The 13720-nt window shown below is 72.9% G+C and carries 11 protein-coding genes and 1 pseudogene; 3 read left to right on the top strand and 9 right to left on the bottom strand.

Going from position 1 to position 13720, the window contains the following annotated elements:
* The first annotated feature begins 1 nt into the window (after position 1).
* On the top strand, positions 2–2818 hold the full coding sequence (locus ACZ56U_RS06670) for a DEAD/DEAH box helicase (RefSeq protein ID WP_469083398.1): 2817 nt from the start codon (positions 2–4) through the stop codon (positions 2816–2818).
* Here the strand turns inward: ACZ56U_RS06670 and ACZ56U_RS06675 are convergent.
* The 7 genes and pseudogenes from ACZ56U_RS06675 to ssd form a co-directional block, all read right to left on the bottom strand.
* Positions 2769–3200, bottom strand: a pseudogene (locus ACZ56U_RS06675) (Rv3654c family TadE-like protein); the annotation flags it as partial. The gene ACZ56U_RS06670 and the pseudogene ACZ56U_RS06675 overlap by 50 nt on opposite strands.
* Positions 3197–3553, bottom strand: a complete 357-nt coding sequence (locus ACZ56U_RS06680; protein ID WP_469082952.1) for a TadE family type IV pilus minor pilin — start codon at positions 3551–3553, stop codon at positions 3197–3199. The pseudogene ACZ56U_RS06675 and the gene ACZ56U_RS06680, both read right to left, overlap by 4 nt.
* A complete protein-coding gene (locus ACZ56U_RS06685; RefSeq protein WP_469082953.1) occupies positions 3540–3749 on the bottom strand; it encodes a DUF4244 domain-containing protein in 210 nt (69 codons plus the stop codon). Before ACZ56U_RS06685 ends, ACZ56U_RS06680 begins: the two co-directional genes overlap by 14 nt.
* 247 nt (positions 3750–3996) lie before the next feature.
* Positions 3997–4782, bottom strand: coding sequence for a type II secretion system F family protein (locus ACZ56U_RS06690; protein WP_469082954.1), 786 nt, complete (start codon positions 4780–4782; stop codon positions 3997–3999).
* A gap of 78 nt (positions 4783–4860) precedes the next feature.
* Positions 4861–5727: a type II secretion system F family protein gene (locus tag ACZ56U_RS06695; protein ID WP_469082955.1), complete on the bottom strand. Its 867-nt coding sequence runs from the start codon at positions 5725–5727 to the stop codon at positions 4861–4863.
* A 34-nt stretch (positions 5728–5761) separates the two neighbouring features.
* Positions 5762–7018: a TadA family conjugal transfer-associated ATPase gene (locus tag ACZ56U_RS06700; RefSeq protein WP_469082956.1), complete on the bottom strand. Its 1257-nt coding sequence runs from the start codon at positions 7016–7018 to the stop codon at positions 5762–5764.
* A 305-nt stretch (positions 7019–7323) separates the two neighbouring features.
* The gene (ssd, locus tag ACZ56U_RS06705; RefSeq protein WP_469082957.1) at positions 7324–8427 is read right to left on the bottom strand and encodes a septum site-determining protein Ssd; all 1104 of its coding nucleotides are present in this window, start codon (positions 8425–8427) and stop codon (positions 7324–7326) included.
* A 624-nt stretch (positions 8428–9051) separates the two neighbouring features.
* Here ssd and ACZ56U_RS06710 point away from each other — a divergent pair.
* Positions 9052–9885, top strand: a complete 834-nt coding sequence (locus ACZ56U_RS06710) for an HAD family hydrolase (protein ID WP_469082958.1) — start codon at positions 9052–9054, stop codon at positions 9883–9885.
* Positions 9886–10335: 450 nt separating this feature from the next.
* Here ACZ56U_RS06710 and ACZ56U_RS06715 read toward each other — a convergent pair whose 3' ends face one another.
* Positions 10336–11160: a Fic family protein gene (locus ACZ56U_RS06715; protein WP_469082959.1), complete on the bottom strand. Its 825-nt coding sequence runs from the start codon at positions 11158–11160 to the stop codon at positions 10336–10338.
* Positions 11161–11261: 101 nt separating this feature from the next.
* Here ACZ56U_RS06715 and ACZ56U_RS06720 point away from each other — a divergent pair, with 101 nt between their 5' ends.
* The gene (locus tag ACZ56U_RS06720) at positions 11262–12242 is read left to right on the top strand and encodes an ATP-binding protein (protein ID WP_469082960.1); all 981 of its coding nucleotides are present in this window, start codon (positions 11262–11264) and stop codon (positions 12240–12242) included.
* 33 nt (positions 12243–12275) lie between these two features.
* Here ACZ56U_RS06720 and ACZ56U_RS06725 read toward each other — a convergent pair whose 3' ends face one another.
* Positions 12276–13547 (bottom strand): polysaccharide deacetylase family protein, encoded by a 1272-nt coding sequence (locus ACZ56U_RS06725; RefSeq protein ID WP_469082961.1) that lies wholly within the window; start codon positions 13545–13547, stop codon positions 12276–12278.
* Positions 13548–13720: the final 173 nt, after the last annotated feature.

A 13720-nucleotide genomic window follows, 5' to 3' on the forward strand; every position in this document is an offset into this window, starting at 1 on the left:
GGTGCCGATGGCCAAGAATCACCGAACCGATCGACCCTCGGCGGACCCCGTCTCCCGGCCGGGACCGGGCGCGGTCCTGGACCGGCTCGCCTCGGGCCCGAGCCGGGCTGCGCGCATCACTCATACGGAGCACTTGCCCCCACGTGCGGGCCGCCATGCCGTCTGGCCTGACCGGATTCGCTCAGAGGTCCTCGCGGCCGTGCGGGCGACGGGCGTGGAGCACCCCTGGGCCCATCAGGCCCAGGCTGCCGAGCACGCCCTCGACGGCGACTCGGTGGTCGTCGCCACCGGCACGGCCTCCGGGAAGTCCCTGGCGTACCTCACGCCCGTCCTGTCGGCCCTCCTGGACGGCTCCGAGGCTCCGAACGGCCGTGGCGCCACGGCTCTCTACCTCGCCCCCACGAAGGCGCTCGCGGCAGATCAGTGCCGATCTGTGAAGAAACTTTCACAACCGCTGGGCAATTCTGTTCGACCCGCGGTCTACGACGGCGACACCCCCTTCGAGGAACGCGAGTGGATCCGCCAGTACGCCAACTACGTGCTGACCAACCCGGACATGCTCCACCGGGGCATACTCCCCTCCCACCCCCGCTGGTCCTCCTTCCTGAAGGCGCTCAAGTACGTCGTCATCGACGAGGTCCACACCTACCGCGGCGTGTTCGGCTCCCATGTCGCCCAGGTCCTGCGCCGGCTGCGCCGCCTGTGCGCCCGGTACGGCGCCTCCCCGGTCTTCCTGCTGGCCTCCGCGACCGCCGCCGAGCCCGCGGTCGCCGCCCGCCGCCTCACCGGCCTCCCGGTGGTCGAGGTGGCCGACGACGCCTCACCCCGCGGTGAACTGGTGTTCGCCCTCTGGGAGCCTCCGCTCACCGAGATGCAGGGCGAGAAGGGCGCCCCGGTCCGCCGAACGGCGACGGCCGAGACCGCGGACCTCCTGACCGACCTCACCGTGCAGGGTGTCCGCTCGGTCGCCTTCGTCCGCTCCCGGCGAGGCGCCGAGCTCATCGCGGTCATCGCCCAGGAGCGCCTGGCCGAGGTCGACCGCTCGCTGGCCCGCCGAGTGGCGGCGTATCGCGGCGGCTACCTCCCCGAGGAACGCCGCGCCCTGGAACAAGCCCTCCACTCGGGCGAGTTGCTGGGCCTCGCCGCGACGACGGCCCTGGAACTCGGCATCGACGTCTCGGGGTTGGACGCCGTGGTGATCGCCGGCTACCCCGGCACGCGCGCGTCCCTGTGGCAGCAGGCGGGCCGCGCGGGCCGCGCCGGCCAGGGCGCCCTGGCGATCCTGGTCGCCCGCGACGACCCCCTGGACACCTTCCTCGTCCACCACCCCGAGGCCCTCTTCGACCGACCGGTGGAGTCGACGGTCCTGGACCCCGACAACCCGTACGTCCTCGCCCCGCACCTGTGCGCGGCCGCGGCGGAACTGCCGCTGACCGAGGAGGACCTGGCGCTGTTCGGCCCGGAGACCGAGGCCCTGCTGCCGCAGCTGGAGGCCGCGAAGCTGCTGCGCCGCCGGACGAAGGCCTGGCACTGGACCCGCCGGGAACGCGCCGCCGACCTCACCGACATCCGCGGCGGGGGCGGCACCCCGGTGCAGATCGTCGAGTCCGGCACGGGCCGTCTCCTGGGCACGGTCGACGCGGGGGCCGCCCACACGACCGTCCACGAGGGCGCGGTCCACCTCCACCAGGGGCGCACCTACGTCGTCCGGTCCCTGGACCTGGAGGACTCGGTGGCCCTGGTCGAGGAGGCGAACCCGCCGTACTCGACGGTGGCCCGCGACACGACCTCCGTCACCGTCCTGGAGACGGACGTCGAAGTCCCCTGGGGTGAGGGCCGGTTGTGCTACGGCTCCGTCGAGGTCACCAACCAGGTCGTCTCCTTCCTGCGCCGCCGCCTCATCACCGGCGAGGTCCTCGGCGAGACCAAGCTCGACCTCCCCCCGCGTACCCTCCGCACCCGCGCGGTCTGGTGGACGGTCACCGAGGACCAGCTGGACGAGGCCCGCATCAATCCGGAGATCCTCGGCGGCGCCCTGCACGCGGCGGAACACGCCTCGATCGGCATGCTGCCCCTGTTCGCGACCTGCGACCGCTGGGACATCGGCGGGGTGTCGATCCCCCTGCACCCCGACACCCTGCTCCCCACGGTCTTCGTCTACGACGGACACCCCGGCGGCGCGGGCTTCGCCGAGCGCGCCTTCCACACCGCCCGCGCCTGGCTCACTGCCACCCGCCAGGCCATCTCCGCCTGCGAGTGCGACGCCGGCTGCCCGTCCTGCATCCAGTCCCCCAAGTGCGGCAACGGCAACGACCCGTTGCACAAGCGGGGGGCGGTGCGGTTGCTCACGGTGCTGTTGAGGGGGGCGCCGGAGGAGGAGGGCGGTTCGGAGGGGGAGCCGGCTGAGGGAGGGCCGACTGAGGAGGAGCCGGCTCAGGGAGAGCCCGCTGAGGGAAGGCCGGTGGGAGGGGAGCCTGGGGCGGAGGCGGCAAGTCCGCCTGCTCCGCCGGTGCGGTCGGGTCCGTCGGTTCCGTCGCCGCCATCGGTACGGGAAGCCGTGCCTCCGTCATCCCCGCCGGTACCGGAAGCCACGCCTCCGTCATCCCCGCCGGTACCGGAAGCCACGCCTCCGTCATCCCCGCCGGTACCGGAAGCCACGCCTCCGTCATCCCCGCCGGTACCCGAAGCCGTGCCCCCGCCGCCCCCGCCGGTACCGGAAGCCGCGCCTCCGCCGCCTCCGTCGACGCCGGAAGCCGTGCCCCCGCCGCCCCCGCCGGTGCCGGAACAGGCAACTCCGCCGGCCCCGCCCGTGCCCTGACCTCCGCCGCGAACGGACCCCGTCCCGCCGTCGCCGTCACGTCCGAGACCTCGCCCGCCAGCGCGCACCGCACGAGCCGGGTCCCCTGGGCCCGGGCCACCCGTTCGGCCCGGCCACAGGCTCCCGCGGCGCCCTCCGCCCAGTGGTCCGCCGCCGCGAGGGCGGCCAGGTCCGCTCCGCCCGCCGCGCGGTGCCGGGTGACGACGGCGTGCCCCATCGCGAGCACGACGCCGAACACCACACACAGCACGGCGATGGCACCGAGGCTCCAGACGGTGGCGGAACCGCGGTCGGCGCCGCGAGCCGGGCGCCGCGTGCTGCCCTCCTTCCCGGCGCCCCAGCGTGAATCCGCACCCCGGCGCCCCAGAGACCCGCTTCTCATGGCCCCACCCCCTCCACCGACGCCACCGCCTCTTCCCGTACGTCGAAGGGGAGCCCGTGCAGGACCGGTGGCCTCGCCACGACCGCCACTCGGACCTGGTCCCCCTCCCGGCTGACCGTGATCCGCGCATCCCGCGGTGCCGCCGCCCGGGCCACCTCGACGACCGTGTCGGCCGCGTCCTGCCGAGCCGCCGCCCGGGCCCCGGTACGCGCCGCGTCCACGCACTGGATCTGCGCGGCCACCACCAGCAGCCCCCACACCAGCGCCGTCGCGAACATCACCAGCACCGGCAGCACCACGGCCGACTCCGCCGTCACGAACCCCCGGTCCGCTCCCCGCTCACATCCGCGCATCGAGCGCCTGCTTCACGATGCCCTGGAGCTCCGCGCTGACGGCTCCACTGGTCACCACCTTGTAGAGAACGGCCGCGAACGCCACCGCCGCGATGATCCCCATCGCGTACTCCGAGGTGACCATCCCCACGTCCCGCCGCGCCGCACGCGCCCGCCACATCAGGACACGCACCCGTGCCCATACCGCCTTGCCCATCTCAACCCCCGTAAAGGTCAGTCGTGTCGACCGCCATGTCTCGATCACCGGTCGACTGCTACGTCTCGGTCACTGCTCTTCTGCTGCGTCTCGGTGACTGCTCTTCTGCCGCTTCGCCATCACTGGTCGTCTGCTACGTCTGGGTCACTGGTCTTCACCTCTTCGCCACCACCGGCTTCCACCGCTTCCCGAGGACCGGTCATCCGCTGCTCCTCGAGCACCGGCCGCCCTCCCGCGCACCCCGCGGTCATCCACCACCCCCGCCCAGGGCCCCGTGCGCCAGCCCGATCACCACGGGCAGCACGCCGACCGTGATGAACGCGGGCAGGAAGCACAGCCCTACCGGCGCGGTCACCGTCACCGCCGCCCGCCGGGCCCGTGCCGTCGCGGCACGCCCCCAGTCGGCGCGGGCCTCCACGGCGAGTCGTGCCACCGGTGCCGCCGCGGGCAGGCCGGACTCGTCGGCCCGTTCCAGCAGCCGCGCCAGCGGACCGGCGCCCGGCAGCGCGGCCAGCCGCCGCCACGCCTCGCCGGGCGGTCCGCCCAGCCGTACCTCCGCGGCTCCCCTCGCGAGCGCGTCCCCGACCGGGCCGCCCAGCGCCTCGCCCACCGCGCGTGCCGCGATCACCGGACCCGCGCCGGCCGCGATACAGGCGGCCAGCAGATCGGCGGCGAGCGGGAGTTGGCGTGCCGCCTCCGCGGTGTCGTACGCCTCCGCCGGGTCCACGGTGGCCCGCTTCCTGTGCCACCACCACAGTCCGGCGGCGACGACCAGCCCCACCACGAGGCCGCTCACGCCACCGACCAGCGCCCACCCGCCGGACACCACACCCACCGACGGCAGCCATCGCCGCACGGACTTCCGCGCCTCACCCCACGAGCCGGCGGACACCGCCTCCTGGGCCGCCAGCCGGGCCAGCCGTCGCCGAAGCCGCCGCTCCCGCCGCGTCCCCGCCACCCACCGGACCAGCCACCCGAGGACCAGCCCGGCCCCCAGGATCACCCCCAGCCTGTGGACAACTTCCGCACTCATCGCACCCTCCTCGCCCAGCCCCACACCCACGTCCTCACGCCACCCTCTTCTCCGCCGCACCCCATGCCCGTCCCGCCCTCACACCGCCTCCGCCCCGCGCACGATCCGCGTCGCCCACCACATCCCCAGCCCCTCCAGCAGGCCTCCGATCACCAGACAGCCCAGGCCGGGTGCGGTGTGCAGCAGGACGTGGAGAGGGTCGGAGCCGAGGGCCGTGCCGAGGAGCAGTCCGAGGGCCGGCAGTCCGGCGAGCATCACGGTCGTGGACCGCGCGCCGGCCAACTGGGCGCGCAGATCGGCACGTTGGTCCCGCTCCGCGCGCAACGCCGCCTCGAGCCGGTCCAGTCCGGCGGCCAGCCCGGCGCCCCGGTCCACAGCGACCCGCCAGCACGCCGCGAGCCCCAGCAGCCCGGCGGCGCCCGGTTGCCGTGCGGCCCCGGCGAGCGCATCCGGTACGTCGCCGCCGAACCGCGCCGCCGCCAGTACGGCCGTCTGCGCCTCCCCGAGCCCGTCACCGTCCCGCGCGGCACGCAGCAGTGCCTCACCCGGTTGCCGTCCGGCCCGGACCTCCCCGGCGAGCGCCCCGCACAACGCGATGACCGCGTTCCCTCGGCGCTCCTGGTCCTGCCGCGCCTCCCGGGCCAGTCGCAGCCTCCGCAGCAGCGGCACTCCGGCCGCCCCCACGACGAGCGGCAGCACCGAGGCGCCCAGCACGGCCACCACCAGTCCGGCCGCCACCGCCCACCACTCGCTCCCCAACCGCCGTTGCCCACCGGTCAGTCGGCGCCAGACGGGCGGCGGCGCCCCCTGCCCGACCACCCCGCCGGCGCCCGCGAGCAGCAACTCCGCCCGCCGCGCCCCGGACCGCCGCCCGGCCGAGATCCAGACCGCCGCCCCGGCACAGACCAGGGCCGCCCCCGCCGGTACCGCAATCACACCGCTCACCGTCCCGTCCCCCGTTCTTCGTCACCTCGGCCAGTCATGTCCGCTCGTCTCCTGCCGCCTCCGCGGTGCCGAGCAGCCCCCGCAGCCGCTCCCATCCGCGCTCGTACACGAACGCCTCCGCGCCCCATCGCAGCGCCGGCACGGTCCTCACCAGCCCCGACGGATCCCGCTCCAGCACATGCACCTCGGCGATCCGCCGCCGTCCGTTCCGGTCGCGGGCGAGGTGCAACACCACCGCCAACGCCGCCGCCACCTGGCTGTGCAGCGCGGCCCGGTCCAGCCCGGCGGCCGTGCCGAGCGCCTCCAGCCGTGCCGGTACGTCCGCGGCGGCGTTCGCGTGGACCGTTCCGCAGCCGCCCTCGTGGCCCGTGTTCAACGCCGCCAGCAGATGCACCACTTCGGGTCCGCGCACCTCCCCCACCACCAGCCGGTCCGGCCGCATCCGCAGCGCCTGCCGCACCAGGTCCTGGAGCGTGACCAGTCCCGCGCCCTCCTGGTTGGCGGGTCTGCTCTCCAGCCGTACGACGTGCGGATGGTCCGGTCGCAGCTCCGCGGAGTCCTCGGCCAGCACGATCCGCTCGCCAGGTCCGACAAGCCCCAGCAGCGCACTCAGCAACGTCGTCTTGCCGCTGCCCGTACCGCCGCTGATGAGGAAGGACAGCCGTGCCTCGACCAGCGCCCGGAGCACCCGGTCCCCGCCCGGCGGCACTGTTCCCGCCGCCATCAGCTCGTCGAGCGTGAACGCGCGGGGCCGGACGACCCGCAGCGCCAGACAGGTGCAGTCGACGGCCACCGGCGGCAGCACGGCGTGCAACCGGGTCCCGTCGGGCAGTCGGGCGTCCACCCAGGGCCGCGCGTCGTCGAGCCGGCGTCCCGCCACCGCGGCCAGGCGCTGCGCGAGTCGTCGTACGGCGGCGGCGTCGGGAAAGGCGACCGTGGTGAGCTCGAGCCCACCGCCCCGGTCCACCCAGACCCGGTCCGGAGCCGACACCAGTACGTCGGTCACGGACGGATCGGCGAGCAGCGGCTCCAACGGCCCGCTGCCGACCAGCTCGGACCGCAACCGCTCGGCCGCCCCGAGGACCTCGGCGTCCCCCAGCACCCGCCCCTGCTCCCGCAGCGCCTGCGCCACCCGCGCGGGCGTCGGCTCGGCCCCGCTCTCGGCCAGCCACTGCCGCACACCGTCAAGCAACCCCGCCGACAGATCCACCCCACCGACCCGCCCGACCCCACCAGCCAGGCCACCGGCCCCACCAGCCATGCCAGCGGCCCACCCCGCCGCAACAGGCATCCCGCCGGCCCATCCCGCCGCAGAAGCCACGTCGCCCGCCCGCCCCACCACCCGCGCGGCACGCTCCGACCTCCACCCCGGGGAAGCCGCCCCGGGAAGCCCGGCCGCAACCGGCCCCTCGGGCGCCCCGGCCCCCACGCCGTCCACCCGCCCCGCAACCCGCGCGGCACGCTCCGACCTCCACCCTGAGGAAGCCGCACCCGGGAACCCGGCCGCCACCGACCCCTCAGGCACCCCAGCCGCCGGCGACCCCCCAGGCACCCCGGCCGCCACACCGCCCGCTCGCCCCGTCCCGGAGTACGCGCTCATGCCGTCTCCGCCAGGGCTCGCTCCCAGAACTGCTTGCAGAACCGGGCCAGCGGTCCCCGTCCGGCGCCCGGTGGGGTCCTGCTGTCGTGCGGCCGCAGCAGCCCCGTCTCCAGGGGCACCTCGCCGACCAGCGGCAGGCCGAGCAGCCGTGCCACCTCACGGTCGTCGAGCCCGGGCGCGCGCGGCCCGCGCACGGCCACCCGCAGGTCGCGTACGACCATCCCGACCGCGGAGGCGATCCGCCCGGCCGCCGCGACGGCTCTGAGTTCGGCGGGGACCACGAGGATGCCGAGGTCGAGCTGGGCGAGGGTCTCGGCGACGCCGTCGTCGATGCGGCGCGGCAGGTCGACGACGACCGTGCCGCCCCGGCGGCGGGCCGCGGCGAGGACCGCGCGGACGGCCTGCGGCGGAACGGCGACGCAGTCACCGCGGTCCCAGCTCAGCACGCGCAGGGAGTGCAGTTCCGGCAGCGACTCCTCCAGGGCGCCGCCCCCGACCCGGCCGCGCGAGGCGGCGAAGGCGGGCCAGCGCAGTCCTTCGGCGGTCTCACCGCCGAGCAGTACGTCGAGTCCGCCGCCCAGCGGATCGGCGTCCACGAGCAGGGTGCGCAGTCCCTCCCGCGCCGAGGTGACGGCGAGGGCGCACGCGAGCGTGGACGCTCCGGCTCCGCCCCGGCCGCCGATGACACCGACGGTGAGGGCGGGCCGGCCGACGCCTTCGGCGACGTCGGCGATCCGGTCGACCAGCCACTGCTCCCCGTCGGGCAGCATCAGGACGTGGTCGGCACCGATCTCGACGGCCCGGCGCCAGACCCCGGAGTCGTCCTGGTCCCGTCCGACGAGCACCACCCCGCCTCGGCGGGTGGCTCCGCGCACGCGCCGCGCGGCGTCGTCGCCGACCAGGACGAGCGGCGCGGCCTCCCAGCGGCCCCGCGGTTCCGGCATCCCCGGATGGACCTCCGGTGTGGCACCGGCCGCGGCGCACAGGCGCAGCAGGTCGTCCAGGATCAACGGGTCGTCGGTGACGATCAGCGGCTCGCCCTGGCGCCCGTGGGCGCCGTGCGGCGGATCGTGTGTGACGGCTGCGGTCACGATTTCCATCCCCCTTCGCTGCTTCTCGCGCGGGCCTCTGGGGCCCCGCGATTCCCAAACGTGTGAAGAACCGGCGAGCGGCCCCAATGGCGGCCCGATTGGAACCGGCCAAACACGGCCGGCTAACCGGAGCCGGCCATCAAGTCGGCGTCGGCGGGCCGCGCTGGAATCACCGTGCAGCGATGCGGGAAATCAAGTGGATCTTGATCAAAAACTGTGGACAACTCGGCTGTTGTGAATATCGCCGTCACCCACACAGGTGCACCTATGGGCGCACCTATGGGCGCACCTATGCGCGGACCTACAGGCGCACCCGGCACCGGTACCTGTGCGAGTTCCGCAGAGCAGTGCGACAGTTACGCACAGTGACGGATCAGGGGCATGCGAAAGAGGCGGCCGCAGCCGCCTCGACACGGCCGCAGAGCCGCGCTCAGAAGAGGAAAAACCCACCCGGACATGCGACGACCCCCACCGGGGGGGAGAGTGGGGGTCGTCTCCACGGCCGACTCGGGGGGGGGGGAGGAGCCGGGCCGGGTTAGCACGGTCGCGAACGATCCGTGACTTCCATGGTGTACCCGAGAGCCCTCTCAGGCAAACCCACGCGCCCCACCTTACGCCGAATGGGCTGCCCCTATGCTCGGGGGCGTGGAAAACCACCCCCTGCCCCGCACAGCGGCCTTCTTTGACCTGGACAAGACGGTCATTGCGAAGTCGAGCACGCTCACCTTCAGCAAGTCGTTCTACCAAGGCGGACTGATCAACCGCAGGGCCGCCTTGCGGACCGCGTATGCCCAGTTCGTCTTCCTCGTGGGCGGTATGGACCACGACCAGATGGAACGGACCCGTGAGTACCTCTCGGCACTCGTGCGCGGCTGGAACGTCCAGTACGTCAAGGAGATCGTGGCCGAGACCCTGCACGACCTGATCGACCCGATCATCTACGACGAGGCGGCCTCCCTGATCGAGGAGCACCACATCGCGGGACGTGACGTCGTGATCGTGTCCACGTCGGGCTCCGAGGTGGTCGAGCCGATCGGTGAACTGCTGGGCGCGGACCGGGTGGTGGCGACCCGGATGGTCGTGGGCGAGGACGGTTGCTACACGGGCGAGGTCGAGTACTACGCCTACGGCCCGACGAAGGCCGAGGCGATCAAGGAGCTGGCCGAGTCCGAGGGGTACGACCTGGAACGCTGCTACGCCTACAGCGACTCGGCGACCGACCTGCCGATGCTCCAGGAGGTCGGCCACCCCCACGCCGTGAACCCCGACCGGGCACTGCGCCGTGAGGCGATCGCGCGCGGCTGGCCGATTCTCGATTTCCACCGGCCCGTGCGGCTCAAGCAGCGGCTGCCCGCGTTCTCCGCGCCGTCCCGTCCGGCGCTCGTCGCGGCGGCGGCCATAGGAGCGGCGGCCGCCACCGCGGGGCTCGTCTGGTACACCAGCCGGCGCCGGGCGACGGCGATCTGACGCTCACGCGCCCGTTTGATGGTTGTTTGCGAGTAAAAGTAAAGAACTGCTGGCAGGGGTTCCGCTTGCCCGGGTCCTGGAGTACAAAGGACTCAACGGCCCGCGAGACCAAGGACATCCGAGAGGATCACCTTAAGAACGCATCTGGCCCCACGGACCGCGCATGAGCATCGGGCACCCACGCGACGTCGACCCGTCGATTACGGGCCAGCCGCACCAGGTGACGGGCAAAGTTCCCGACCTGATGGGCAACATATCGAGGACGCTTGGTAACTCGGTGAACATGCCAGCGGCGGTACGAGTCCTCGTACCGCCGCAACCCTGTTCAGGCCCTCCTACGGGAGGGCCTTTTCCGTAAGCACGGTTACACCACGACGAACCACGGTTACACCGCCCCGAACCGCGATGACACCGCCCCGCACCTACGGTTACGCGACTCTGTAACCACAGTTACGCCGCCCCGCGCTGAAGCGCCTCGCACACCGCCGTCGATTCGCGCACCCCGAGTTCGACCGCCTTGCCGCAGTGCGCGATCCAGGCGGCCATGCCCTCCGGGGTCCCGGACGCGTAGCCGTCGAGCGCCGCCAGATAGGCCGCCCGGCCCAGCTCGGCGTGGCCGACCTCGGCGGGACAGATGGACTTCGGGTCGAGGCCGCTGCCGATCAGGACGATGCGTTCGGCCGTGCGGGCGACGAGGCCGTTGTGGGAGGTGAAGGGCCGCAGGGCGAGGATCTCGCCGTGCACCACGGCCGCCGTCACCAGGGCGGGGGCGGAGCTGCCCGCGATGATCAGCTCGGACAGGCCGTCCAGCCGACCGTGCACCTCCGCGCTGTCGGGCAGCGCGAGCTCGATCAGCGGCTCCTCGACCGGCTCACCCGCCTGCCGCGGGCGCCCCACCTCGTCACCGTTGGTCGCGGCCGCCACCAGGTGCAGCCGGGCCAGGACACGCAGGGGCGACTGACGCCAGATGGACAGCAGTTGACCCGCCTCGGCGGTCAGCCGCAGGGCCGCGCCCACCACGCGAGCCTCGTCGTCGCCGCTGAAGTCCGAGCGGCGGCGCACCTCTTCGAGCGCCCAGTCGGCGCCGGCCAGCGCCGCCGAGCCACGGGCGCCGCGCAGGGCCGCCTCGGAGGTGACCGCGGTGCTGCGGCGCCGCATGATCCGGTGCCCGTAGACCCGGTCCACGGCCTTGCGCACGGACTCCACGGAGTCGGCCACACCGGGCAGCGAGCCCAGGGCCGCGAGCGGATCGGCGGTCGCGCCTGTCGTACTCATGAGTACGACATTACGCACCCCAGGCCCGCACCCCACGAAGGAGTGGTCTTCTTCACGCACATCTGCCACGCACAGCGATCACCCCACTACGCTTCGTGAACATGAAAATTGCTTTCGTCGGGAAGGGCGGCAGCGGCAAGACCACGCTGTCCTCCCTGTTCATCCGCCATCTCGCCACCACCGGCGCGCCGGTCGTGGCCGTCGACGCCGACATCAACCAGCACCTGGGCGCCGCGCTCGGCCTCGACGACGCGGAGGCGGCGGCGCTGCCGGCGATGGGCGAGCGACTGCCGTTGATCAAGGACTATCTGCGCGGCGGCAACCCGCGTATCGCCTCCGCCGAGACCATGATCAAGACGACCCCGCCGGGCGAGGGCTCCCGGCTGCTGCGGGTGCACGAGGACAATCCGGTCTACGACGCCTGCGCCCGGCCGGTGGAACTCGACGGCGGCAGCGTCCGTTTGATGGTCACCGGCCCCTTCACGGAAGCCGACCTGGGGGTCGCCTGCTACCACTCCAAGACGGGAGCGGTGGAGCTGTGCCTGAACCACCTGGTGGACGGGCGGGACGAGTACGTCGTGGTGGACATGACCGCCGGCTCGGACTCCTTCGCCTCCGGGATGTTCACCCGCTTCGACATCACGTTCCTCGTCGCCGAGCCGACCCGGAAGGGGGTCTCCGTCTATCGCCAGTACAAGGAGTACGCCCACGACTTCGGCGTCGCCCTGAAGGTCGTCGGCAACAAGGTGCAGGGCCAGGACGACCTCGACTTCCTGCGCTCCGAGGTCGGGGACGACCTGCTGGTGACGGTCGGGCACTCGGACTGGGTGCGCGCCATGGAGAAGGGCCGGCCGCCCCGGTTCGAGCTCCTGGAGGACGTCAACCGCCGCGCCCTGCACCAGCTGCGGACCGCCGTCGACGCGGCGTACGACCTGCGTGACTGGGAGCGCTACACGCGCCAGATGGTCCACTTCCACCTGAAGAACGCCCGGTCCTGGGGCAACGAGCGCACCGGGGCCGACCTGGCGGCGCAGGTCGACCCCGGGTTCGTGCTGAGCGAGAGCGTCGCCCTCAACGCGTGACGGCGCGGTGCCCACCGGCTCGGTGCCGGTGGCTCACCGCTTGGCCGCCGGCGCCCCCGGCACCCCCTTCGGGGCCGGGGCCGGGCGGCCCGAGAGGAAGGACGCCCAGCCCTCCTTCGGGGCCTGGCCGACGCCGAGGGCCCGCAGCTTCTCCAGGGCCTTCGGGTCCTGGGCGTCCAGCCAGTCGGCGAGCTGCCGGAAGGAGACACAGCGCACGTCGGGCTTGTTGCAGACGGCCTCGATGGTCTCCTCGACGGCTCGCATGTACGTGCCGCCGTTCCAGGACTCGAAGTGGTTGCCGATGATCAGGGGCGCGCGGTTGCCGTCGTAGGCCCGCTGGAAGCCCTTGAGCAGGCTGTCACGCATCTGGTCGCCCCAGAACGCGTGCCTGCTCGGGTCGCCGTACATCGTGCCCGACTGGTTCACGGCGAAGTTGTAGTCCATGGTGAGCTGCTCGAAGGAGTGCCCGACGAACGGCACGAGCTGCATCGACAGGTCCCACAGGCCTTCCTTCTTCTCCGGCCAGACCTGGTTGTTGACGCCGCTGGTGTCGTAGCGGAAGCCCAGCTCGCGGGCGGCCTTCATGAAGTTCTTCTGGCCCTCCAGGCAGGGGGTGCGGGCGCCGACGAGCTCCTTGTCGTAGTCGAAGGGCAGGGGCGCCGCGTTCCGCATGCCGGTGGTGGTCTTCCAGGACTTCACGAACTGCTTGGCCTGGGCGATCTCGTCCTTCCACTCCTCGACCGACCATTGGCCGACGCCGCCGCCGCTGCCGCAGAAGTGGCCGTTGAAGTGGGTGCCGATCTCGCTGCCCTCCAGCCACGCGCCGCGCAGCTGTTTCACGGTCTCGGCGATGCCCTTCTTGTCGTTGAAGCCGATGTCGGAGCGGCCCGGGGAGTGCTGCGGGGGCTTGTAGAGGTCGCGCTGCTCCTCGGGGAGCATGTACACGCCGCTGAGGAAGTACGTCATCGTCGCGTTGTTCGCCTTGGCGACCTTGCGGAAGTGGGAGAACAGCTTCTGGCCGTCCTCGCCCGCGCCGTCCCAGGAGAACACCACGAACTGCGGGGGCTTCTGACCGGGCTTCATCCGCTGCGGCCTCGGCAGGTGGGGCTGCGCCCCGGTGTACGCGGTGGAGCCGTCGCCGATCAGGCGGACCGCGCTCTTGGGCGGCGCCTGGACGGGCTTCGCCTTCTGCGGGCCCGGGGCCCCTTCATCGGCACCGTCGGTGCCGAACGCGCAACCGGCGAGCGATGCGGCACAGACCGCGGCGACCACGGCGCCGGCGGCGATCCTCTGGGTGGCGGCCATGTTCCGCCCACCTACTTCCTTCTCTCGGGGCCAACGACAGCGCCGCCAAGCTCGCACGGGACCCGGAAGGAGTTTGTACGACAAGCCGATCACATATGCGCCTCACTCGGATGAGTGGGTTATTAACCCATTTGCCAGGAAAGTCTATGCCTGTCCTTTACTCTGAATTACGA

It is taken from the genome of Streptomyces sp. NPDC034103 (assembly GCF_055575395.1).

What these genes read in the sequence shown, in the direction of transcription:
- ACZ56U_RS06685 (WP_469082953.1), bottom strand. Translation starts at nt 3,749, where the DNA reads ATGGGCAAGGCGGTATGGGCACGGGTGCGTGTCCTGATGTGGCGGGCG.
- ACZ56U_RS06725 (WP_469082961.1), bottom strand. Translation starts at nt 13,547, where the DNA reads ATGGCCGCCACCCAGAGGATCGCCGCCGGCGCCGTGGTCGCCGCGGTC.
- ACZ56U_RS06710 (WP_469082958.1), top strand. Translation starts at nt 9,052, where the DNA reads ATGCTCGGGGGCGTGGAAAACCACCCCCTGCCCCGCACAGCGGCCTTC.
- ACZ56U_RS06720 (WP_469082960.1), top strand. Translation starts at nt 11,262, where the DNA reads ATGAAAATTGCTTTCGTCGGGAAGGGCGGCAGCGGCAAGACCACGCTG.
- ACZ56U_RS06700 (WP_469082956.1), bottom strand. Translation starts at nt 7,018, where the DNA reads ATGCCTGTTGCGGCGGGGTGGGCCGCTGGCATGGCTGGTGGGGCCGGT.
- ACZ56U_RS06690 (WP_469082954.1), bottom strand. Translation starts at nt 4,782, where the DNA reads ATGAGTGCGGAAGTTGTCCACAGGCTGGGGGTGATCCTGGGGGCCGGG.
- ssd (WP_469082957.1), bottom strand. Translation starts at nt 8,427, where the DNA reads ATGGAAATCGTGACCGCAGCCGTCACACACGATCCGCCGCACGGCGCC.
- ACZ56U_RS06715 (WP_469082959.1), bottom strand. Translation starts at nt 11,160, where the DNA reads ATGAGTACGACAGGCGCGACCGCCGATCCGCTCGCGGCCCTGGGCTCG.
- ACZ56U_RS06680 (WP_469082952.1), bottom strand. Translation starts at nt 3,553, where the DNA reads ATGCGCGGATGTGAGCGGGGAGCGGACCGGGGGTTCGTGACGGCGGAG.